At 68.3% G+C, this 21,902-nt stretch carries 23 protein-coding genes; 18 read left to right on the plus strand and 5 right to left on the minus strand.

Annotation, left to right across the window (positions count from 1 at the left end; translation table 11 throughout):
• Window positions 1-4: 4 nt before the first annotated feature.
• Window positions 5-331, plus strand: coding sequence for a rhodanese-like domain-containing protein (locus tag ACT3UE_RS01535; RefSeq protein WP_444555200.1), 327 nt, complete (start codon window positions 5-7; stop codon window positions 329-331).
• Window positions 328-1,263, plus strand: a complete 936-nt coding sequence (pheA, locus tag ACT3UE_RS01540) for a prephenate dehydratase (protein WP_444555199.1) — start codon at window positions 328-330, stop codon at window positions 1,261-1,263. The genes ACT3UE_RS01535 and pheA overlap by 4 nt, the downstream gene beginning before the upstream one ends.
• 16 nt (window positions 1,264-1,279) lie before the next feature.
• On the opposite strand, the gene ACT3UE_RS01545 is transcribed toward pheA, so the two are convergent.
• The gene (locus ACT3UE_RS01545; protein WP_444566112.1) at window positions 1,280-2,332 is read right to left on the minus strand and encodes a diacylglycerol/lipid kinase family protein; all 1,053 of its coding nucleotides are present in this window, start codon (window positions 2,330-2,332) and stop codon (window positions 1,280-1,282) included.
• A 40-nt stretch (window positions 2,333-2,372) separates the two neighbouring features.
• On the opposite strand from ACT3UE_RS01545, the gene serS reads away from it, so the two are divergent.
• Both serS and ACT3UE_RS01555 read left to right on the plus strand, forming a co-directional pair.
• A complete protein-coding gene (serS, locus tag ACT3UE_RS01550; protein WP_444555197.1) occupies window positions 2,373-3,659 on the plus strand; it encodes a serine--tRNA ligase in 1,287 nt (428 codons plus the stop codon).
• A gap of 148 nt (window positions 3,660-3,807) precedes the next feature.
• On the plus strand, window positions 3,808-4,644 hold the full coding sequence (locus ACT3UE_RS01555; RefSeq protein WP_444555196.1) for an HAD family hydrolase: 837 nt from the start codon (window positions 3,808-3,810) through the stop codon (window positions 4,642-4,644).
• On the opposite strand, the gene ACT3UE_RS01560 is transcribed toward ACT3UE_RS01555, so the two are convergent.
• Both ACT3UE_RS01560 and ACT3UE_RS01565 read right to left on the minus strand, forming a co-directional pair.
• Entirely contained in the window at window positions 4,641-5,306 is a 666-nt protein-coding gene (locus ACT3UE_RS01560; protein ID WP_444555195.1) for a hypothetical protein, read from the minus strand. The two genes, ACT3UE_RS01555 and ACT3UE_RS01560, sit on opposite strands and share 4 nt — an antisense overlap.
• Before the next feature lie 89 nt (window positions 5,307-5,395).
• Complete coding sequence (locus ACT3UE_RS01565) at window positions 5,396-5,884, minus strand: inorganic diphosphatase (protein ID WP_444555194.1); 489 nt, start codon at window positions 5,882-5,884, stop codon at window positions 5,396-5,398.
• A 128-nt stretch (window positions 5,885-6,012) separates the two neighbouring features.
• Between ACT3UE_RS01565 and dacB the strand changes: the two genes are divergently transcribed.
• The 14 genes from dacB (at window position 6,013) to panC (ending at window position 19,642) form a co-directional block, all read left to right on the plus strand.
• Window positions 6,013-7,551, plus strand: a complete 1,539-nt coding sequence (dacB, locus tag ACT3UE_RS01570; protein WP_444555193.1) for a D-alanyl-D-alanine carboxypeptidase/D-alanyl-D-alanine endopeptidase — start codon at window positions 6,013-6,015, stop codon at window positions 7,549-7,551.
• A gap of 94 nt (window positions 7,552-7,645) precedes the next feature.
• Complete coding sequence (locus tag ACT3UE_RS01575) at window positions 7,646-8,791, plus strand: zinc-dependent metalloprotease (RefSeq protein WP_444555192.1); 1,146 nt, start codon at window positions 7,646-7,648, stop codon at window positions 8,789-8,791.
• A gap of 2 nt (window positions 8,792-8,793) precedes the next feature.
• On the plus strand, window positions 8,794-9,843 hold the full coding sequence (gene tilS / locus ACT3UE_RS01580; RefSeq protein ID WP_444555191.1) for a tRNA lysidine(34) synthetase TilS: 1,050 nt from the start codon (window positions 8,794-8,796) through the stop codon (window positions 9,841-9,843).
• 60 nt (window positions 9,844-9,903) lie between these two features.
• Window positions 9,904-10,455 carry a hypoxanthine phosphoribosyltransferase gene (gene hpt / locus ACT3UE_RS01585; protein ID WP_444555190.1) on the plus strand — a complete coding sequence of 184 codons (552 nt, stop codon included), beginning with the start codon at window positions 9,904-9,906 and terminating at the stop codon, window positions 10,453-10,455.
• Window positions 10,456-10,605: 150 nt separating this feature from the next.
• Window positions 10,606-12,726, plus strand: coding sequence for an ATP-dependent zinc metalloprotease FtsH (ftsH, locus tag ACT3UE_RS01590; RefSeq protein ID WP_444555189.1), 2,121 nt, complete (start codon window positions 10,606-10,608; stop codon window positions 12,724-12,726).
• 25 nt (window positions 12,727-12,751) lie between these two features.
• Complete coding sequence (folE, locus tag ACT3UE_RS01595) at window positions 12,752-13,363, plus strand: GTP cyclohydrolase I FolE (protein WP_444555188.1); 612 nt, start codon at window positions 12,752-12,754, stop codon at window positions 13,361-13,363.
• Between the two features lie 6 nt (window positions 13,364-13,369).
• On the plus strand, window positions 13,370-14,311 hold the full coding sequence (gene folP / locus ACT3UE_RS01600; RefSeq protein ID WP_444555187.1) for a dihydropteroate synthase: 942 nt from the start codon (window positions 13,370-13,372) through the stop codon (window positions 14,309-14,311).
• Window positions 14,312-14,313: 2 nt separating this feature from the next.
• A complete protein-coding gene (gene folB, locus ACT3UE_RS01605; RefSeq protein WP_444555186.1) occupies window positions 14,314-14,709 on the plus strand; it encodes a dihydroneopterin aldolase in 396 nt (131 codons plus the stop codon).
• Window positions 14,706-15,212 carry a 2-amino-4-hydroxy-6-hydroxymethyldihydropteridine diphosphokinase gene (gene folK / locus ACT3UE_RS01610; protein WP_444555185.1) on the plus strand — a complete coding sequence of 169 codons (507 nt, stop codon included), beginning with the start codon at window positions 14,706-14,708 and terminating at the stop codon, window positions 15,210-15,212. The genes folB and folK overlap by 4 nt, the downstream gene beginning before the upstream one ends.
• A gap of 6 nt (window positions 15,213-15,218) precedes the next feature.
• Complete coding sequence (locus ACT3UE_RS01615; RefSeq protein WP_444555184.1) at window positions 15,219-15,722, plus strand: DUF3180 domain-containing protein; 504 nt, start codon at window positions 15,219-15,221, stop codon at window positions 15,720-15,722.
• Complete coding sequence (locus ACT3UE_RS01620; RefSeq protein ID WP_444555183.1) at window positions 15,703-16,215, plus strand: PH domain-containing protein; 513 nt, start codon at window positions 15,703-15,705, stop codon at window positions 16,213-16,215. Before ACT3UE_RS01615 ends, ACT3UE_RS01620 begins: the two co-directional genes overlap by 20 nt.
• Window positions 16,212-17,774: a PH domain-containing protein gene (locus tag ACT3UE_RS01625; protein ID WP_444555182.1), complete on the plus strand. Its 1,563-nt coding sequence runs from the start codon at window positions 16,212-16,214 to the stop codon at window positions 17,772-17,774. The genes ACT3UE_RS01620 and ACT3UE_RS01625 overlap by 4 nt, the downstream gene beginning before the upstream one ends.
• On the plus strand, window positions 17,767-18,642 hold the full coding sequence (locus ACT3UE_RS01630; RefSeq protein WP_444555181.1) for a Rossmann-like and DUF2520 domain-containing protein: 876 nt from the start codon (window positions 17,767-17,769) through the stop codon (window positions 18,640-18,642). Before ACT3UE_RS01625 ends, ACT3UE_RS01630 begins: the two co-directional genes overlap by 8 nt.
• 34 nt (window positions 18,643-18,676) lie before the next feature.
• Window positions 18,677-19,642 carry a pantoate--beta-alanine ligase gene (gene panC, locus ACT3UE_RS01635; protein ID WP_444555180.1) on the plus strand — a complete coding sequence of 322 codons (966 nt, stop codon included), beginning with the start codon at window positions 18,677-18,679 and terminating at the stop codon, window positions 19,640-19,642.
• Between the two features lie 2 nt (window positions 19,643-19,644).
• On the opposite strand, the gene ACT3UE_RS01640 is transcribed toward panC, so the two are convergent.
• Together ACT3UE_RS01640 and ACT3UE_RS01645 are read right to left on the minus strand one after the other, a co-directional pair.
• Window positions 19,645-20,529 (minus strand): phosphotransferase family protein, encoded by an 885-nt coding sequence (locus tag ACT3UE_RS01640; protein ID WP_444555179.1) that lies wholly within the window; start codon window positions 20,527-20,529, stop codon window positions 19,645-19,647.
• Window positions 20,526-21,554: an NAD(P)H-dependent flavin oxidoreductase gene (locus tag ACT3UE_RS01645; protein ID WP_444566113.1), complete on the minus strand. Its 1,029-nt coding sequence runs from the start codon at window positions 21,552-21,554 to the stop codon at window positions 20,526-20,528. The genes ACT3UE_RS01640 and ACT3UE_RS01645 overlap by 4 nt, the downstream gene beginning before the upstream one ends.
• Window positions 21,555-21,902 lie beyond the last annotated feature (348 nt).

Genomic DNA, 21,902 nt, shown 5'->3' on the forward strand with positions numbered 1-21,902 from the left:
AACGATGAGCGAGTTCGAAACCGTGGAAGTCGCCGGCGTTCCGGCCGGGGCCAAGGTCCTGGACGTCCGTGAAGACTACGAATGGGCGGAGGGCCACGCGGCGGGGGCCGTGCACATCCCCATGGGTGAGATCCCGCAGCGCCTGGAGGAACTGGATCCGGACGAGGACACCTATGTCATCTGCCGCACCGGGGGGCGTTCGGCCCAGATTGCCGGGTGGCTCGTCGGGCAGGGGTATTCGGCCCTGAACATCGCCGGCGGCAGTGGTGCCTGGCTCGAGGCGGGTCTGCCGATGAAGAGCGAGAACGGCCAGGATCCCACCGTCCGATGAACTATACCTACCTGGGCCCTGCGGGGACCTTCACCGAGCAGGCGCTCCTGCAGGTCCCCGGGGTCCGGGACGGGCGGCGGGTCTCCTCCACGAGTGTGAACCTGGCCCTGCAACGCGTCAGGGACGGGGCCTCAGATGCTGCCATGGTGCCCATCGAGAACTCCGTCGAAGGAGGCGTCTCGGCGACCCTGGATGCCATCGCCGGCGGGGGCGCCCTGCAGATCGTGCGCGAGGTCCTGGTGCCCATCAGCTTCGATCTGGTCGCCCGGGAAGGCATCACCTCGCTGGATCAGATCCACACCGTGTCCACGCATGGGCACGCCATCGCCCAATGCCGTGGCTGGGTCCAGGAGCATCTGCCCGACGCCGAATTCGTGCCGGCCTCCTCCACGGCGGCCGGGGCGTTGGGGCTGCTTGATCCGGACTGCCGGTACGACGCGGCGATCTGCTCGCCGCTGGTGCTGGAACAGAACGACCTGAAATTGATGCACCGCGGCGTCGAGGACAACACCGGCGCCGTCACCCGGTTCGTGCTGGTCACCCGGCCCGGGCCGGTCCCGGAGCCCAGCGGCAACGACAAGACGACGGTGGTCATCCCGCTGCCCGAGGACCATCCGGGGGCCCTGATGGAGATCCTCGGCCAATTCGCCGCCCGCGGGGTCAACTTGAGCCGCATCGAATCCCGTCCCACGGGGGAGGGGCTGGGGTCCTACTTCTTCTCCATCGACGTCGAAGGCCACCTTTCCGAGGCCCGGGTGGCGGACGCCTTGGCGGGCCTGCACCGGATCAGCCCGCAGATCCGCTTCCTCGGCTCCTACGCCAACGCCAACGGTGTCAGCGGACCCGCACCGACCCCGGCCCGGCACAACACCGATGAGGCCTTCACGCAGGCGCATGCCTGGGTGGGGAAACTGCTGGCCCCCCCGCAATAGGTCCGATCCGCCGGGATCAGACGGTCGGGACCCTGACCTTCAAGGCCATCGGCAGGTTTGTCACGGTCACGGCGGTGATCATCCCGGTGGTGTCCCCGTCGAGCTGCGACCCGATTTCCTCCAGCGAGGCGATGTGGATCCGCCGGGCCTGGAAATATTCGATGACCGGGATCGCCCGGCGGTGCCGCAAGGCCGTCTTCGCCGCGATCCACGCCCAGCCCATGGCCGAACGCGGGCTCATGACCACCAGGTCCAGGACCCCGTCGTCGATCTTGGCATCCGGGACGAAGTCCAGTCCCGCCTGCAGCTTGCCGACGTTGGCGAAGATCAGCGAACGGATCTCCCGGTGGATGGGTTCCTCGTCGTCCAGGGTGATCGTCACCGGACGCCGTTTGCCCGGCAGATGGCGCATTCCGGCTTCGGCATAGGCCAGCGGGCCGACCATCGCCTTCAGGTCGGCCCGGGTGTCGGCCATCATCTCGGCGTCGGTCCCGACCCCGGCCATGACCAGGAAGACATGGGTGTCGATGGTGCCGTCCGCCCGTTCCAGCTCCATCCGGGCGGCGTCGATGCCGCGGGTCCGCCCCTGCAGGGCGGTGTGGACGCAGGAGCCGATGTCCTCGACATCGAAACCGAGGTTGCGGGCCAACAGGTTCCCGGTGCCCAACGGCAGGATCGCCAGGGAGGCCTCGGTTCCGGCCAGCACCTCGGCGACCGCCCGGACGGTCCCGTCGCCGCCGGCCACGATGACCACATCGCATCCGGCGTCCAGGGCCTGCCGGGCCATGCCGTACCCCGGGTCCTCCGCAGTGGTCTCCAGGACCAGGGGCTCGTCCATGCCGGTGGAAGCCCAGGCCAGCATGAGGGCCGACCGGACCGAATCGGCGTTGTTCTTGGTCGGGTTGATCACCAGGGCGCTGCGGGCGGTGAGGGCCAGGGCCTCGGAAACCACCGGGGTGGAGGCGATGCCCCGGACCTTGACCCGGAGCCGGCCCACGGCGACCAGGCTGGCCGCGGCGATGAGCAGGGCGACGATGACGAGGAGGAGGGAAAGATACTCGATGGGCATGATGCTCCATACGATAGCGGGGATTCGGTAACCTGTAGTGGTGATCGATGTTAAAGAGCTCGTAGAGAACCCCGTAGCCTTCCGTGCCTCCCAGCGATTCCGCGGGGCCGACGAATCAGTGGTGGACCGGATCATTGCGGCGGATTCGTCCCGCCGCACCGCGATCACCAGTTTCGAGAACCTACGCGCCGAGCAGAACGCGTTCGGGAAGAAGGTCGCTGCGGCGAAGGGCGAGGAGAAGACCGCGCTGCTGGCCGAGGTCAAGGAGCTGGCGGCTCGAGTCAAAGCAGAACAGGCGACCGCCGACGCCGCGGCCCAGGAGCTGCTGGCCCTGCAGCGGTCGGTACCCAACCTCATCCAGGAGGGTGCCCCGGCCGGCGGGGAGGATGATTTCAGTGTCATCAAGACCGTCGGGACCCCCCGCGATTTCGGCCCCGAGGGATTCGCCCCGCGCGACCACCTGGAGCTGGGTGAACTGCTGGGGGCCATCGACATGGAACGGGGGGCCAAGGTCTCCGGTTCGCGCTTCTACTTCCTCAAGGGCGTCGGGGCCCGGCTGGAGATCGCGCTGATGAACATGGCGCTGGACCAGGCCATCGCCCAGGGCTTCATCCCGATGATCACCCCCACGCTCGTCCGCCCCGAAACCATGCAAGGCACCGGCTTCGACGTCGAGCACGACGACGAGATCTACCGGCTCGAACGAGACGACCTGTACCTGACCGGCACCTCGGAGGTCGCGCTCGCCGGCTACCACGCCGACGAGATCCTGGACCTCTCCGCCGGGCCGTCCCGCTACGCCGGCTGGTCCACCTGCTATCGGCGTGAAGCCGGTTCCGCGGGCAAGGACACGCGCGGGATCATCCGGGTGCACCAGTTCAACAAGCTGGAGATGTTCATCTACTGCCCCATCGAGGAGGCGGCCGCCGAACACCAGCGGCTGCTGGCCTGGGAGGAGGAGATGCTGGCCAAGGTCGAACTTCCCTACCGGGTCATCGATACCGCGGCGGGCGATCTGGGCATGAGCGCGGCGCGTAAATTCGATTGCGAGGCCTGGGTCCCCACGCAGGAGGACTACCGTGAGCTGACCTCCACCTCGAACTGCACCACGTTCCAGGCCCGCCGCCTGAACATCCGTGAGCGCACCACCGATGCCGACGGAAAGCCGGGCAAGACCCGATCGGTGGCCACGCTGAACGGCACCCTGGCCACCACCCGGTGGATCGTGGCGATCCTGGAGCACCACCAGAACGCCGACGGTTCGGTCACCGTCCCGGCGGCACTTCGCCCCTACCTGGGCGGAATGGAAGTCCTGCCGGTCCTCTGACCCGCAGCGCAGCCGGCCACCGGTGCCCCCGCCCCGCGGCGGGGGCACCGGTGCGTCGAGCGCAGGTTCCCTGATCGTCACCGGATGTTCACCCGACACCGCGGATGGGGCCCTATCCAACCATCGCCGGTGATGATTGGCTAGAGTCATGACCATGATTACGAATACCGGCATCGAAGACCGGGTAATAACCACCCAACCGAAGATGGTGTGCCTGGACGTCGACGGCACCCTCGTGGACCACTACGGGCACATGTCCGACACCGTGAAGGAAGCCGCCCGCGACATCGTGGCGGCAGGACACGAGGTGATCGTCTCCACCGGACGCTCGCTGGGGGCCACCTTGCCCATCGTCCAGCTGCTGGGCATCACCTCCGGCTACGCCGTCTGCAGCAACGGCGGCCTCACCGTGCGGATCGACACCTCCGTGTCCCCGGGCTACGAAGTGATCGACCGCAGGACCTTCGACCCGGCGCCGGCCCTGCGGGCGCTGCGGAACGCCCTGCCGACCGCCAAGTACGCCCTCGAAAGCGACCAGGGGGACTTCCTGGCCACCGAACGCTTCCAGGACGCCAGCTTCGGGGTCCGGGCGAAGGCGGTGACGTTCGAACAGATGATGGAAGCCACCGCGGTGCGTCTGGTCGTCTTCTCCAGCGACGATTCCTCCGAGGACTTCGTCGAAGCCGTCCAGACGATCGGCCTGCAGGGGGTCGCCTACTCCGTGGGGTGGACGGCCTGGCTGGACATCGCCGCCGAAGGCATCACCAAGGCCAGCGCCATCGAGGCGCTACGGGGCGAACTCGGTTTCGAGGTCCAGCACACCGTGGCCGTCGGGGACGGGCGCAACGACATCGAGATGCTCGGGTGGGCCGGACGGGGAGTGGCCATGGGCCAGGCCCCCGACGAGGTCAAGGCGGCCGCCGACGAGGTCACCACGACCGTCGACGAGGACGGCCTGGCGAACGTGCTGCGTAGCCTCCTCTAGGCCCCTGCGGCGGGTCGGTCCGGTTCCCTGCCGGGATCATAGGGGTAGGTGGCCGCCGGCAGCCGGTCGGGCCCCGCCACGAGCGACAGCAGCCGGGCCACCGCCGGACGGCAGGCCCACTCCTCGTTCCAGTTCGACCGGACCACCGCCTTGGAGACCGCTTGGGCGGTGATCCCCAGTTCCGTGGCGATCGCCTTCTGCTGGCCGCGGACCCCGGGGATCATCAGATCCAGGACGGACCATTCGGCTTCGGTCCTGGTAGCGACGATCCGACCGACCAGCCGGGCCACCGCCTCCGCTTCGGAGGCCACCTCGGAGTCGGGGCCGGCGACGGCCAGGGGAATGCGCTCACCGGTCTTCTGGGCCCGGTTCACGGCTCGCCGGGCATAGACCAGGCCGAAGCCCTCGGCGTCGGCGATCAACTCGGGAAACGGTGCCTGCACCGGGCCCACGCCGATGCCCACATGCCACCGGTGTTGCCGCAAGGCGGTCAACGCCGCCTCGAGGGCGTGCTCCGGGGTGGTCAGGACGCCGATGGCCTCGTCGCCGAAGGAGCGTTGGAAGGGCACCAGCGTCGGGATCGGCGCGAGCGAGGCGATCAGCTCCTCGACCCGGTCTCCGACCTCGCGTGAATCGCGTTGATTGATGGTGAGGACGAACATGGCACCAGTCTGCCCGACGATCAACCGTTGACGGTTGATTCGGCGGTCGTGCCGTCGACCGGATCCACGCTGGTCCAGCGGAGGGGCTGCTAGTGGCCGGTGGTGGCGAACCGTTCGATGGAACGGGTGAGTTCGGCTTCGGCCGCGGCGCGGCCCTCCCAGCCCTCGGCCTTGACCCACTTGCCCGGTTCCAGGTCCTTATAGTGCAGGAAGAAGTGCTCGATCTCCCGGATCAGCCACTGGTCCACATCCTCGAGTTCGCGGATGTGGTCGTAGCGCTTATCCGCCGGGACGCAGATCAGCTTGGCGTCCCCGCCGCCGTCGTCGGTCATGTTGAAGACGCCGATGGGACGCGATTCCACCAGCACGCCGGGGACCAGGTCGATGCCCGGCATCCAGATCAGTGCGTCCAGCGGGTCGCCGTCTTCGCCGAGGGTGTCCTCGAAGTAGCCGTAGTGGGTCGGGTATTGCATGGGGGTGAACAGCACGCGATCCAACCGCAAACGGTGCGTTTCGTGGTCGATCTCGTACTTGACGCGGGATCCGGTGGGGATCTCGACGGTGACGTCATGGTTCATGGGGTCCTCGACTTTCATGCGGTGGGGCGGGCCGGACGCAGGAAACGGCCGCGCGCCGTCTAGGCTTAAAGCTGCTGCCTCCAGAGTATAGGGCGGCGAAGGGCAACCACTACTCGAGGAAGAAGCCGATGAAACGCTCCCTGCGGACGCTGACCTCCTTGCTGCTGGTCGTGGTCATGGGAGTCCTGGCCGGGGTGCTGGTGCTGAACCTGCTGCCCGCCTTCCCCGGTCTCGCCTCGGCGGTGGACCTGCCGTCGATCCCGAACTCGTCCACGGCGCCGACCGAACCGCCGGCCGAACCCTCCGCGGCGGTGCCCAGCGTGGCCCCGGCCACGGCAACCGCCCTGGCCCCCCTGGACGGGGACGCGGAACGCCCCGAGGCCGCGGTGCTTAAGAAATCGCTGGATGCCGCGTTCAAGAAGACCTCGGGAGGCAGCTTCACCGCGGAGGTCACCGATCTGTCCACCGGCAAGGTCCTCTACAGCCGCAAGGGAGACAAGACCAGCGCCCCGGCGTCGAACCTGAAGATCCTCACCGCCGTCACCGCCCTGAAACAGTTGGGCGGGGAAACGACCCTGCCCACGACGGCGGTCCTGGGCGCCGATGACACGGTGGTGCTCGTCGGGGGTGGGGACGTGCTGCTGGGGGCCGGCCGCTCCGAGCCCGACGCCACCGTCAGCCGTGCCGGATTGGCGACCCTGGCCCGGCAGACCGCGACGGCATTGTTCTCCTCCGGGAAGATCGCCCCCGGGAAGAAGACCGAACTGGACGTCGTGGTGGATGACACCCTGTTCACGGGGGCGGCGCTGAACCCGGTCTGGGACGAATCGTTGATGACCACCTCGAACATCTCCGCGGTCCAGCCGCTGGCCATGTACGGGGCCCGCCAGGACGGCGGGGCCAAGAGTGCGCGGGTGCCGGATCCGGCGATGACGGCCGCCACCACGTTCCGCACCGCACTGTCCAAGGCGGTGGCCGCCGAACAGAAGAAGGCCGATGCGCAGCAGAAGAAGGACCCCGCCAGCGCCTCCCCGGCGGCCGCCGGCCCCCCGAAGCTGAGCATCGGCAAGAAGGTCGTCCGCGGCGAAGCAGGAACCGGGGCCACCGAATTGGCGCAGGTCCGTTCGGCGTCGGTGCTGGAACAGCTGGCCTTCATGGGCAAGGAGTCGGATAACTACGTCGCCGAGACCATGGGCCGGCTCGCGGCCATCGCGGCCGGCCGGGCGGCCACCTTCGGCGGGGCCACCGACACATTGCGGGCCACCGCCGAATCCTTGGGCGTGGAGGTGGAGGGCCTGTCCCTTTCCGATGCCTCGGGCCTGTCGGACCGCAACCGGTTGAGCCCCCACCAGCTCACCGACATCATCCGTGCCGCCGCGAGGTCCACGGACCCGGATCTGCGCGACGTGTCCTACCTGTTGCCGATCTCCGGGGCCACCGGGACGTTGGAGGACCGGTTGACCTCGAAGGCGACCCGCGGGCAGATCCGCGCCAAGACCGGCACGCTGACCGGGATCGCCACCCTGGGCGGGACCGTCGTCACCGCCGACGGGCGGGTCCTGGTCTTCGCCTTCTTCGGCCACGGATTCGACGGCGGGCTGGGTCCGGCACGGGACGGGCTGGACCGGGCGGCCGGGGTGCTGGCCGGCTGCGGGTGCACCACCTGAGCACCTGCCCGCCCGGGACGCCGGCCGGCGGCCGTGGCTACGCCTGAAACGAAATGACGGACAGCGTGGGTCCGCCCGTGGTGAGATGGGACGCATGGGAACTTCCGCCACGAACACGCAGCTCATCAACTGGGACGCCGCCGGGACCACGGCCGAACGCCTGGCCCGCCCCGGCCCGAAGCTGGACTCCGGGCAGATCGACACGGTGGTGGAGGACCTGCGGGTGAAGGCCGACGCCTCCGTGGAACACGTCCACCGGATCACCGGGCTCGAGGCCGCCCGTGACCTGCGCGACTCCACCGTGCTGGTCGTGGATCGCGGGACCTGGGCGCGGGCCAATGTACAGAGCTTCGAAGGGCTGCTGGCCCCGGCCATGGAACGCCTGCTGGCCTCCCAGGAAGGCAGGATGTCACCGGCGGCCATCGCCGTCGGCGGTCGCACCGCAGGCGTCGAACTCGGCGGCATCCTGGCCTTCCTCGCCTCCAAGGTGCTGGGCCAATACGATCCGTTCGCCGGGCTGCTCGGCGGGGGACCCTCCGGCGGACGGTTGCTCATCGTGGCCCCGAACATCGTGGAGATCGAACGTGAACTCAAGGTCGACCCCGCGGATTTCCGGCTCTGGGTGTGCCTGCACGAACAGACGCACCGCGTCCAGTTCGCCGCCGCCCCCTGGTTGCGGGCCCACCTGCAGGAGACCATCGCCGAAATGACCGGCTCACTCATGGACTCACCCGGTGGTCTGGCCGAACGGCTCAAGGCCGCCGGACAGGACGCGATGTCCTCGCTGGGCCGCAAGGGCCAGGACGCGGGGACGACGGCGGGGGCCCCGGCGGGACCGCAGTCCTCGGCCGGGCTGCTCTCGGCGCTGCAGGATCCCGAGGGGCGGGCCCTGATGAGCCACCTCACCGCGGTCATGTCCCTGCTGGAGGGCCACGCCAATGTCGTGATGGACGCGGTGGATTCCTCGATCGTGCCCAGCGTGAAGACCATCCGTCAACGCTTCAACGCCCGCGGCGGCAACCGCGGGGCGATCGAGACGTGGATGCGCAGGTTCCTGGGCCTGGAGGCCAAGATGCGCCAGTACCGGGACGGGCAGCGCTTCGTGGGGGCCGTGGTCGACCAGGTCGGGATGGAGGGGTTCAACCTCGTCTGGGAGCACGCCGGGAACCTGCCCACCGAACACGAGATCCACCATCCCCGGGAGTGGATCGAGCGCGTGGTCCCCAGCACGGCAGGGTAGCCGTGGGAGGCCATCTTCCCCCGGCCCTGGCCAGGGCCCGCCGGGCGATCCTGGACAGCGTGGGATCCCCCGACCCCCAGCGACCTCCGGCGTTCGTGCTCATCGGCTGCAGCGGCGGAGCCGACTCCCTGGCCCTGGCGGCGGCCGCCGCCTTCCTGGTCGGCAAACAGCAGCTGCGTGCGGGGGCGGTCATCGTGGACCACGGGCTCCAATCCGGAAGCGCCGACGTCGCCGAGACGGCGGCAACCCAGCTGCGGGGGCTGGGACTCGAACCGGTCCTGGTGCGCAGGGTCGCCCCCGAGGGGTCCTCCGAAGCCGACGCCCGCCGGGCCAGGTATGCGGCCTTCGACCAGGCGCTCGCCGACACCGGGGCTTCCGCGCTGTTGCTGGGCCATACCCTCGACGACCAGGCGGAACAGGTGCTGCTGGGCCTGGCCCGGGGATCGGGCCCCCGGTCACTGGCCGGGATGCCCGCCTCCCGCGGCCCGTACCTGCGCCCGCTGCTTCGGTTGCGCCGCACCGATACCGAAGCCATCTGCGCCCATGAAGGCCTCGAGTACTGGGTGGACCCCAGCAATGCCGACACCTCGCTGCTGCGCAACCGCGTCCGGCACGAACTGCTGCCCCTGCTCGAGGACTCGTTGGGTCCCGGACTATCCGAGGCGTTGGCCCGCACCGCGATCCTGGCCCGCCGCGACGCCGACCACCTCGACGCCGAAGCCGCCGAGGCCCTCGCCCGGCTCCGGCTGCCCTGCCGCGACCCGGCCAGCGTGCTGCTGGACCTGACGCTGTTGCGGGGGCTCGGCCAGGCGTTGCTGGGCCGGGTGTTGCGCAGCGCCGTCGTGCACTGTGGTGCCCCGGCGCCCGGATTCGAACGGGTGGCGGCCTTGGAGCAACTGGTCGGCGACGGCCGATCCGCGGGCCCCGTCCAATTGGACGGGCATGCCCGGGCCAGACGCCACCGGCGCGGAACCCACCCGGAAACGGCCCGCGCCGTCATCGCGATCACCGGCCCCGGTTCTGCACCGACGCCCGGGCTGTGGCAATCTTGAACCCTAAGGCGCACTCCCTTTAAGCCGTTGCGCAGGCACAACCGATCACAGGAGCCATTCGTGGATTCGAACGACGTCACCGCCGACCTGGCACACGTTCTATACACCAAGGAAGAAATCCAGGAGAAGATCAACGAGCTGGCCGCCCGGATCGACGCCGATTACGCCGGTCGCGACATCCTGGTGGTCGGCGTGCTCAAGGGCGCGGTGATGGTCATGGCCGACCTCGTGCGGGCCCTGCACTCCCACGTGAACATGGACTGGATGGCCGTGTCCTCCTACGGTTCGGGAACCCAGTCCTCCGGCGTCGTCCGGATCCTCAAGGACCTGGATACCGACCTGTTGGGCAAGCATGTGCTCATCGTCGAGGACATCATCGATTCCGGCCTGACCCTGTCCTGGCTCAAGGCGAACCTCAACTCCCGCGGCCCGGCCTCGGTGGAGATCTGCACGCTGCTGCGCAAGCCCGAGGGCGCCAAGGTCGAGATCGACGTGAAGTACGTCGGCATGGACATCCCCAACGAATTCGTGGTCGGCTACGGGCTGGACTTCGATGAGAAGTACCGCAACCTGGACTTCATCGGCACCCTGGCCCCGCACGTCTACCAGTAGGACGACGGCGGGATCCTTACGCCGTCAGGGGAACTCCCGGGCGCGCTCGGTCGTGGTTAGACACGAGGGTGATCTGATAGGGACACCGAATACTTTTCCGGACGACACGTCGTCCGCGACCAGGAGGGATGGGGGTCGGGCCCCCAACGCATGAACGTCAAGAAGATCTTCAACAGCTGGGCCGTCTGGGTCCTGATCGGTGTTGCGGCACTGCTCATCTTCCTGCCGAGCCTCACCGCGGGGAACACCGGCCGGGTGGATACCAGCGTCGGGCTGGAACTGCTCAAGAACGACAAGGCCTCCGAGGCGAAGATCTACGACGGGGACCAACGGGTCGACCTGTCGCTGAAGGACGACTTCACCCTCGACGGCGACGACCTGGGCAAGAAGGTCAGCTTCTTCTACTCCACCGCCCGCGCCACCGACGTGGTCCAGGCGATGGACGACGCCAAGCTCGACGGGTTCACCGACCAGCCGGTGGAAAGCAACTGGTTCGTGAGCATGCTCGGGTTCATCATCCCGTTCCTGCTCATCGCCCTGCTGTTCTGGTTCCTGCTCTCCCGGGCCCAGGGTGGCGGCAACAAGGTCATGAAGTTCGGCAAGTCCAAGGCCAAGCTGATCACCAAGGACATGCCCCAGGTGACCTTCGTGGACGTGGCCGGCGCCGAGGAAGCCGTCGAGGAACTCCACGAGATCAAGGAGTTCCTCGAGGAGCCCGCCAAGTTCCAGGCCGTCGGCGCCAAGATCCCCAAGGGCGTGCTGCTCTACGGCCCCCCGGGTACCGGCAAGACCCTGCTCGCCAAGGCGGTGGCCGGGGAAGCCGGCGTCCCGTTCTACTCGATCTCCGGTTCGGACTTCGTGGAGATGTTCGTCGGCGTCGGTGCCTCCCGCGTGCGTGACCTCTTCGAGCAGGCCAAGACGAACTCACCGGCCATCATCTTCGTCGACGAGATCGACGCCGTCGGACGCCACCGTGGTGCCGGGGTCGGTGGCGGCAACGACGAACGCGAACAGACGCTGAACCAGCTGCTGGTGGAGATGGACGGCTTCGACGCCAACACCAACGTCATCCTCATCGCCGCCACCAACCGCCCCGACGTCCTGGACCCGGCCCTGCTGCGTCCGGGCCGCTTCGACCGTCAGATCCCGGTGGAGGCCCCCGACCTGGTCGGTCGCGAACAGATCCTCAACGTCCACGCCCAGGGCAAGCCCATGGCGGACAACGTCGACCTGAAGGCGGTGGCCAAGAAGACGCCCGGATACACCGGTGCCGATCTGGCCAACGTGCTCAACGAGGCGGCCCTGCTGACCGCCCGCTCCAATGCCCAGCTGGTCGACGACCGCGCCCTGGACGAGGCGATCGACCGCGTCATGGCGGGACCGCAGAAGCGATCCCGGCTGATGAAGGAGCACGAACGCAAGATTACCGCCTACCACGAGGGCGGCCACGCCCTGGTCGCCGCGGTCATGCGCCAGACCGCCCCGGTGACGAAGGTGACCATCCTGCCGCGTGGCCGGGCCCTGGGCTACACGATGGTGGTGCCCGAGGACGATAAGTACTCGATCACCCGCAACGAACTGCTGGATCAGATGGCCTACGCCATGGGGGGCCGGGTCGCTGAGGAGATCATCTTCCACGACCCCTCCACCGGGGCCTCGAACGATATCGAGAAGGCCACCGGGACGGCCCGCAAGATGGTCACCGAATACGGCATGAGCGAACGCGTCGGCGCCGTGAAGCTCGGCTCCGCGGGCGGGGAACCGTTCATGGGACGTGACGCCGGACAGGACCGGGGGTACTCCGATGCGATGGCAGGGGTCATCGACGACGAGGTCCGCGCCCTGATCGACGCGGCCCACGACGAGGCCTATGCGGCGCTGACCGAGAACCGCCACGTCCTGGATCGTTTGGCCTTGGCTCTGCTGGAGAAGGAGACCCTGAACCAGAAGGAGCTCGCCGAGATCTTCTCCGATATCGTCAAGCAGCCCGAACGGGTGGTCTGGCTCTCCAAGTCCAGCCGTCCGGTCCACCCCGAGGGTCCCGTGCTCTCCCCGCTGGAACGCCGGCAGGCCGCCGAACGTCATGAAGGGTCATCCGCAACCGAGGACGAAGGCCACGCCGACGCCGTGGTGGATCCGGGGTCGGGCCCGTCGCTGCCCGGCGGGAACCCGGGTCCCGATACCGGGGCGGACGGTGGATTCGGCCCCGGAACCGGAGGCGGGGACACCCCCGGCCTGCCCGGTGCCGATGGACCCGGCAACCTCGACTGAGCCCACTCAGGCTAGGATCTAGATCGTGAGCACCCTAGAGGAAGAAGGCACCGTCGTGTCCGAAACCGCCAGTCCCGTGGACCAGGAACGCATTGCCGCCGCGGTGCGGGAGATCCTTTATGCCATTGGCGAGAATCCGGACCGGGATGGGTTGGTGGAGACCCCCCAACGGGTCGCCAAGGCCTATACCGAGTTCTTTGCCGGGCTGCACGGGGACCCGGCGGACTTGTTGTCGACCACCTTCGACATCGACCATGACGAGCTCGTGCTGGTCAAGGACATCCCGTTCTACTCCACCTGCGAACACCACCTGGTTCCCTTCCACGGCAGCGCCCATATCGGGTACATCCCGGGGCCCGACGGGAAGGTCACCGGGCTGAGCAAGCTGGCCCGGCTGGTTGAACTCTATGCACGGCGCCCCCAGGTCCAGGAGCGGCTGACCACCCAGATCGTGATGGCCCTGATGGACCATCTGCAGCCACGCGGTGCCATCGTCGTGATCGAATGCGAACATATGTGCATGTCCATGCGGGGCGTGCAGAAGCCCGGCGCCAAGACCGTCACCAGTGCCATGCGCGGGCAGTTGCGCGATCCGGCGACCCGCGCCGAGGCGATGAGCCTCATTCTCGGAAAGTAGGTCACCATGTCCCTCGGAGCAATCCCCGGAACCGGTCCCGCCACCTCCCCGCTACCGGTCATCCGTGCCGTGAAGTCGGCGAAGAACGTCGCGCAACTGCCCAAGGACCGCACGTTGGTCATGGGGATCCTCAACGTCACGCAGGATTCCTTCAGCGACGGCGGGAAATACCTCAAGACCGATGACGCGATCCAGCACGGGCTCCGCATGCTCTATGCCGGGGCGGACATCATCGACGTCGGCGGGGAATCCACCCGCCCCGGTGCCGACTACGTGGACCCCTCCGCCGAGCAGGGGCGCATCGTCCCGGTCATCGCCGCCCTGGTCAAGGCCGGTGCGATCGTCTCCGTGGACACCATGCACACCGCCACCGCCCGCGCGGCCCTGGACGCCGGGGCACAGATCATCAACGACGTCTCCGGGCTGACCCATGAGGCAGACATGCCGGCGCTGGTGGCCGAACGCAAGGTCCCCTACGTGCTGATGCACCGCCGCGGGGACCAGCAGACGATGGTCTCCGAAGCCAACTACGATGACGTCGTGGCCGAGGTCGTCAACGAGCTGAAGACCGTACGCTCCACGTTCACCGACGCCGGGGTCGCCCCCGAGCACATCGTCATCGACCCGGGACTGGGCTTCGCCAAGGATCCCGAGCACAACTGGGCGCTGCTGCAGGCCATCCCCGAGTTGAAGGCGCTGGGGCACAAGGTCCTGATCGGCACCTCGCGCAAGAGGTTCCTCGGGGCGCTGCTGGCCGAGGCCGGCAAACCGGCGCCCCCGGCCGAACGCGATGTCGCCACGGCCGCCACCAGTGCCCTGGCAGCGGTCGCGGGAGCCTGGTGTGTCAGGGTGCACGACGTCGAAGGGACCCTGGACGCGCTGAAGGTCGCCGCCGCGTGGACCAACCCCGCCTCCGCCGGGTCCTCCTCCGCGCCGGCGGGAGCCTGATCATGGGTGGAGGTTCCTCTCCCGCGCCGACGGACGTCCGGGACCGAATCTGCCTCAGTGGCATCACCGCCATCGGCCACCACGGGGTCTTCGAACACGAGAAGCGCAACGGACAGCCCTTCGTGGTGGATGTCGTGCTGTATACGGACATCCGCCCCGCCGAAGCCTCGGACGAGGTGTCCGACACCGCCCATTACGGCGAATTGGCCGAGCGGGTCAAGGACGAGATCACGGCGGGCCCCTACAACCTGATCGAGAAGCTCGCGGGACGGCTGGCCAGCATGGTGTTGGCCGAGTTCGACGTCGCCGCGGTGGACATCACCGTGCATAAACCCAAGGCACCCATCGAGGTCCCCTTCGGTGACGTGAGCATCCACATCCATCGGGAACGGGAATGAGCACCCCGGTCCGGGCGGTGCTGGCGTTGGGCAGCAACTTGGGCGAACGCTCCTCCACCCTCACCGATGCCGTCGCCGAACTCGTGGCCGACCCCGCGGTCCGGTTGTGCCGGGTGTCGCCCCTGGTCCAGACCCGGCCCGTCGGTGGCCCCGGGGGCCAGCCCGACTTCCTGAACCTGGTGGTGGAGGTCGAGACCACGCTTGCGCCGTTGGATCTGCTGGCCTGGTGCCAGTCGGTGGAACAGGACCACCACCGCACCCGCGAGGTCAGGTGGGGTCCCCGGACCCTGGATGTCGACGTGATCATCTACGCGGACGTGGTCTCCGACGACGAGATCCTCACGCTGCCCCACCCGCGGGCCGCCGAGCGTGCATTTGTCCTGCAGCCGTGGGCCTGGATGGATCCGGAGGCAACATTGGGCGGACGTCCGGTGGCGGAACTGGCCGCCGAGGCCGCCGATCTTCAGGGGCTTAGCCTCTACACCGCCGGCGAGGACGGCTGAATCCCGATGAACACCATCCGCCCGCTCTGGTTGCTGCTGATCTGCCTGGGATCGGCCCTGGCCGGTTGGACGGCGCAGCTGCTGCTGACCACCAACGGCTTCACCTCCCCGGTGCTCCAATGGCCGTCGCTGGTCACCATGGTCGCCGGCATGGCGATCACCTTTGCGTTTGGGCTGCGGGTCAGGCGCTATACCCAGGGCAAGCTCAAGCGCCGCCTCGACCCGTTGCAGGCCGCCCGGACCCTGGTGCTGGCCCAGGCCACCGCCTACGCCGGTTCGCTGATCGGCGGATGGCATATCGGGTTGCTGCTGGATGTGCTGCGCGGCGCCGGCTGGGGCAACCAGGTGGTGATCTCATCCCTGGTAATGATTATCGGTTCGCTCGTGATGGTTATCGTGGGGTGGGTCGTGGAGCAGTTCTGCAAGCTGCCTCCCGAGGACCCATCGGCCCCCGGGGCGGGGAGCCGGAAACGGGAGGAAGACGAAGGGTATGCCGCAGGAACCAATTGATCCCCAGGGCCTGGTGTTCCAGCGGGTCTCGCCTGCCTATGCGAAGGTGCGTTTGGTCGGCTGGGCGATCTCGGCGTTGGTGACCTGGGCCGTGCTGGCCGTGCCATTGGTCCTGATGCTGACCGGCGTCTGGTCCGGTTACCCGGCCTGGCTGGCCTGGGGGCTGCTCGGGGTGGTCGTCGTCTTCGACGTGGTCCGCATGGCCATCATCCCCCGGCAGGTTCGGGCCATCGGCTACGCCGAACGAGACGACGACCTGCTCATCCGTTCGGGCTTGATGTTCCAACAGGTCCTGGTCGTCCCCTACGGTCGGATGCAGTACGTCGACGTCGCGGTCGGGCCCATCGACCGGGCCCTGGGCCTGTGCAAGGTCCAACTCCATACCGCCTCGACCACCGCCAAGGCGGAGATCCCCGGGCTGCCCTCCTCCGAGGGGACCCGCCTGCGTGAGCGTCTCTCGGCCCGCGGCGAGGCGAGGCTGGCCGGACTGTGACCGGCGATCAGGCGTCGATGACCGAGGCGGAGGAGTCGGCCCCCTGGCGTAGGGTCCACCCGGTTTCGCCGATGGTCAGGGGCTGGCTCGTCGTGGTGGCGTTCCTCTATTTCTTCGGCCAGAATTCGCTCAACAACATCTTCAGTGCCGGTGAACTGCCCCCCGAGGCGGATAAGGACTGGAGCTTCACCCCCAGCGTGCTGCTCGTCGTCGCCGGAGGCATCGGCATCCTGGTGTTGATCATGGCCGGTTTCTTCCTGTCCTGGTACTTCACCAAATACCAGGTCACCGCCAGGCACGTGCACGTGAACTCCGGCGTCGTCTTCCGCCAACAACGCCAGGCCCGGATCGACCGGGTCCAGGCCATCGACATCGTCCAGCCGCTGGTGGCCCGCATCTTCGGCCTCGCCGAACTGAAATTTGAGGTCGCCGACTCCGGATCCACGGCCATGCGGCTGGCCTATATCAAGCTGGACGCTGCGAAGGTCCTCCGCAATGACATCCTGGCCCGCGCCGCCGGACTGAAGCAGGAACGTGAGGCCGGCCCCGCCGGCGTCGTCCCCGCTCCCGGGGTCCCCGGGGCGGAGGGCCCGGCGGCGCGGTCCGCCGAACCCGCCTCCGCAGGACCCGCCCCGGCCCCGGGACCCGCCGGCGGAGAGCCCGTGTCCCCGGAGGCTCCCGAACGCACCGTGGCCGTGGTCCCGCCCCCGCGATTGATCGCCGCGACCCTGCTCTCCCCGTGGCTGGCGGCGGTGCTGCTGTTCGTCCTCAGCATGATTGTCGCCACCGTGGCCTCCGACGGCGAGATCAGCTTCTTCTTCGTCCTCCCGGGTCTCATCGGCGTCGTCCCCGTCCTGTGGGGCCAGTTCAACCAGGGCTACAACTTCCGCGCGGCCATGAGCGAAGACGGTTTGCGACTCAGCTACGGACTGCTGGAGACCAGCCACCAGACAGTACCTCCCGGCCGGGTGCAGGCGGTCATGGTCACCCAAGGGATCATCTGGCGGCGTTTCGGCTGGTACAAGGTCGTCGTCAACGTCGCCGGCTACGGCAATCAGGAAGGGGCGCTGCGTTCCACCCTGCTGCCCGTGGGCACACGGCAGGACGTGCTCAACGTGTTGTCCGTCGTGCTGCCCGAACCGGGGACCGAACGGCCCGCCGAACTGGTCGGGGCGGGGATCGGGGGCTCCGGAAGTGCGGAGGGGTTCATCACCTCCCCGCGCAGTGCCCGCTGGCTTTCGCCGTTCGCCTACCGCCGACAGGGATTCGCCGTGACCGATACGGCCTTGTTCTCGCGGGCCGGAGTGCTCACCCATTCGTTGGTGATCATCCCGCATGAACGCATCCAAGGCATCTTCCTCACCCAGGGGCCGTTGAACCGCCCGCTGGGACTGACGGGAATCGAATTCTGCACCACCGACGGACCGATCTCACCGAGGGTGAAGCAGATGTCGCTGCGGACCGGCCGTGAACTGTTCATGTCCCAGGCCTCCCGGGCGGCCCGGGCCCGCCGACTGAAGGACCGAGACCATTGGCTGGAAGAGGAAAATCATGAGTAAACCAGGACGTCTGGGCGTCGGCATCATCGGGGCCGGCAAGGTGGGGGCCGTCCTCGGGGCCGCCCTGCGATCAGCAGAACATGCCGTCGTGGGGGTCCACGCTGTCTCCGAAGCCTCGCGGGACCGCGCCGAGATCCTGTTGCCGGGGGTTCCCGTGTTGGAGATCCCCGAGATCGTCCGACGCTCGGAGCTGGTGTTGCTGGCCGTACCCGATGATGCGCTGCATCCTCTGGTGGAGGGCCTGGCCGAGGCCGGACACTGGCAGCCCGGCCAGCTGGTCGTCCACACCTCGGGACGCTACGGCACCGGGATCCTCGCTCCCGCCCAGGCGGCCGGGGCCATCCCGTTGGCCATCCATCCGGCCATGAGCTTCACCGGGATGTCCCTGGACTTGGTGCGCCTGAACGAATGCATGTTCGGGGTCACCGCCGCCTCGATGGTCCTGCCGATCGCCCAGGCCCTGGTCGTGGAGATGGGGGCCGAGTCCACGGTGATCGCCGAGGAGGACCGCGGGATCTACCATGCGGCGTTGGCCCACGCCTCCAACCACCTGGTCACCCTGGCGGGCCAGTCCTCCGAACTGCTGCGTCGCATCGGCGTGGAGGCCCCCGACCGGGTGCTGGGACCACTGATGCGCGGATCGTTGGAGAACGCGTTGGCCTCGGGGGAGGGCGCGCTGACCGGGCCCGTGGCCCGCGGCGATACCGGGACGATCACGGCGCACCGGGCCGCCCTGGCCACCGGGGAGGTGCCCTCCGACATCCGGGACGCCTATCTGGCGATGGGTCGGGCCACCGCCCAGCGGGCCCTGGAGAGGGGACTGCTCAACGAGACCCAGGCGGCCACCATCCTCGATGCCTTGTCCTGAGACGGCCGGGCCGTTGCGGGGATAGACTCGTCGCGTGAATACCACAGCACCGCCCCCCGGTGACGCAGGCGCCTTGGGCGCCACGCGTCCGCTTCTGGTTCGAACCGCCGCCGAACTGGCCGCCCTGGGCTCGAGGCTCCTGGCGCAGGCACCCGCCACGGACGGGCCCCGACGCCTGGGGCTGGTCCCCACGATGGGCGCCCTGCACGCGGGGCACGAACATCTGGTAAGTGCGGCCCGCGCGGAGAACGACGTCGTGGTCGTCTCGGTGTTCGTCAACCGCCTGCAATTCGATGATCCTGCCGATTTCGAACGCTATCCCCGCGACCTCGAGGCGGATCGCGCACTGCTGGCCTCGGCCGGGGCGGATATCGTCTTCGCCCCCGAGGAACCGGAGATCTATCCCGGAGGTGCGCCGCTGGTGCGTCTGTCCAGCGGGACGCTGGGGGAGAAGTTCGAAGGCGCCTCACGGCCCGGCCACTTCGATGGCATGCTCGCCGTCGTCGCCAAATTGCTGCATATCGCCCAGCCCTCCTCCCTGACCCCGGTCCCGGTGGAGTACAGCGCCTACTTCGGGCAGAAGGACGCCCAACAGCTGGCCATCGTGCGCCGCCTGGTCACCGATCTGTCCTACCCGGTGCGCATCCGAGCCGTCCCGATCGTGCGGTCCGCCGAAGGCCTGGCGCTGTCCAGCCGCAACCAGTTCCTCACCCCCGAACAGGCCGACGCGGCCCTGGTCCTGAGTCGGGCCCTGTTCCTGCTGGCCGATCGTGCCGCGGCCCACGAGGCGTTGATGATCGACGAGGCGGAGGACCTGATCGGCAGCCAGCCCCTGGTGGAGCTGGATTATCTCGAGGTGGTGGACCCCGACACGTTGGAACCCCTGGCCTTCAACTGCCGCGAAACCCCGTTCACCGGAGGCGCGCTGGTCCTGGTGGCCGCGCGGACCGGCCAGGTGCGGTTGATCGACAACATGCTGCTCGGCGACGCCGCGGACTGACCTCAGTGCGGGGGGAACCCGCTGCCCTGCAGGGTCCGGGCCAGCATGCCCCGGCCCTGCTCCTCGAAGGCCTGGTCACCGACCTGGTGCGCCCAGACGACCGTCCCCAATGACTGCATGAGTTCGTCGAGCAGGCGGCCCGCGTCCACGGTTCCGGCAGGAGGCACCGCCCCCTTCGGACGGTAGCCCTGCCGGAAGGCCTCCCGCAGCTGCGGACTCCCCAGGAAGTCACGATGTTCCATGCGGACCATATCGGTGTACCAGGGGCGCAGCCCGGCCCGCCCGAAGTCGATGATCGCGATCCGGCCGTCGGGACGACCGATCCAATTCCGGGGGTGGTAGTCGCCGTGGGTGGGGACCACCTCGACGGGTGAGGGGGTGAAGGCATCCAACCACCGCTGCACCCGGGACAGCTGCTCGGGCGGGGCCAGCCCCGGGGCCCGGTCCAGCCAGGTCAGGGTCTTGGAGAGCACGGAGTGTTCATAGTGCCCATCCAGGACCGGAACGGTCCCGCGATGCAGCCGACCCAGTAGTTCCCCTGCCTGTTTGAAGACCAGGGGGTCGTGCTCGTACCGGGAGCCGGTCGCCAGCTCCCCGTCGATGAACGTCTTCACCAGGAGTCCGGCCCCGGCGTCGTAGCCGAGCATTTCCGGTACGTCGGAGGCCAGCGGCTGCAGCCAGTTGCGGTGGGCCCGGGCTTCCCGGTCGAGATGGTGCGTGTCCTGGCAGGCCTTGAGCAGCAGCCGGCGTCCTGCGTCGATGAACTCCAGGACCGTGATGCCGTAGGGCCAACTATGGTCGACGATCCCGTGGGCCCGCGGGTACAGCTGGTCCAGACGGGCCCGCTGTCGAGGCGAAAGCCCGGCAAGGCCCCAGGAAGATGTCAACGGCCTCGACTCCAGCGGGCGGCGGCGGTACCGAGATGGGTGCGGAAGCCGGCCAGTTCGGCGACGATGTCGGCGGCACCCTCCTGACCGGCGGTTCGGGAGACCGACTGTCCGGCGTAGACGGGGGCGGTGGACACATCGGCGTGGGTGCGGGCCGCCTTGATGGTTTCGGTGATCGAGGGGTCCTTGGCCAGGGCATCGACCAGGCCTTCTCCGTCCTGGGCCCATTGCTCGGTGAAATCGTTGCGTAACGCCCGGCCCCCGAATTCGGTGGGCCAGGGGATGCGTTGGGCGATATCGAAGACCCGGGTGAAGATCGTGTCGTCCAACTCGGCCGCGGCAATCGCTTGTTTGACCCGGTCATGGCTGGAGGATTCGGTCGAGGCCGCGAAACGGGTCCCGATCCAGGCAGCCTGGGCTCCGGCGGCCAGGACCGCGGCAACACCCCGGGCGTCGGCGATGCCCCCGGCCGCGATCACCGGTTTGCTGGTTGCCGCCAGGGCCTGCTGCAGCAACGGCAACGTGGCCACGTCATTGCGTCCATGACCGCCACCCTCCCCGCCACGGCAGACGACGACGTCGATATCCGGCTCGAGGGCCCGCTGCAGATCGGCATCGTTTCCCACCTGCATCGCGCAGAGAGCCCCGGATTCCCGAATCAGCGCTGCGGCGGGGCCCGGGTCACCGAAACTGACGGAAACCAAGGAGGGCCCGTGGTCCAGGATCTCGTGCAGGGGGTCCAGGGAGCGTTCCAGGACCCAGGCCATCAACCCGGCACCCCAGGCGCGTCCGGGGGCGCGGGCCAATGTGGCTTGTTCGCTGATCCACTCCTTCGTGGCGGTGGAGGCGATCCCGATCAGGCCCAACCCCCCGGCGGTACTGACGGCGCCGGCCAAGGCTCCGCCGGCGGCACCGGCCATGGGGGCGTTGACCAGTGGGTGGTCAAGACCCAAACGCGCGGGCAGGTCGAAGGCGACCGTCGGGACATCGACTGGCTGATCCGGGGCATCATGAACATTGGGCATGGCCCCATTCTAGGGACGGGGCATGTGATGCAGGACTCAAATCCCGGAATCGCAGAAATCGACCTCCAGGGGGCCGAAGCCGCCTTGATTCCCGCGGAATCAAGGGGTTTTCGGCGACGAGGGCCTCCGATTTGGTGGGGCACCCGAATCCGTGTAAACTTTTCTGAGTCGCCGAGACGAGTACAGCGGAAACGCAGACGATCGGAAGGCGGCCACCTAACAAAATCAGTCCTGAATGGACCGGGGCGTTTTGCGCCCCGAACCCAGTCTGGATCGATTGCGTAGAGTACCGCAGAAACACCGGAAACGATGGATTTGCGGAGCGACACGCGGTAAGGTAAGTTAGAC

The sequence above is a fragment of the Arthrobacter sp. 179 genome (genome assembly GCF_052379645.1).
In the GTDB taxonomy this organism is placed as follows: domain Bacteria; phylum Actinomycetota; class Actinomycetes; order Actinomycetales; family Micrococcaceae; genus Arthrobacter_H.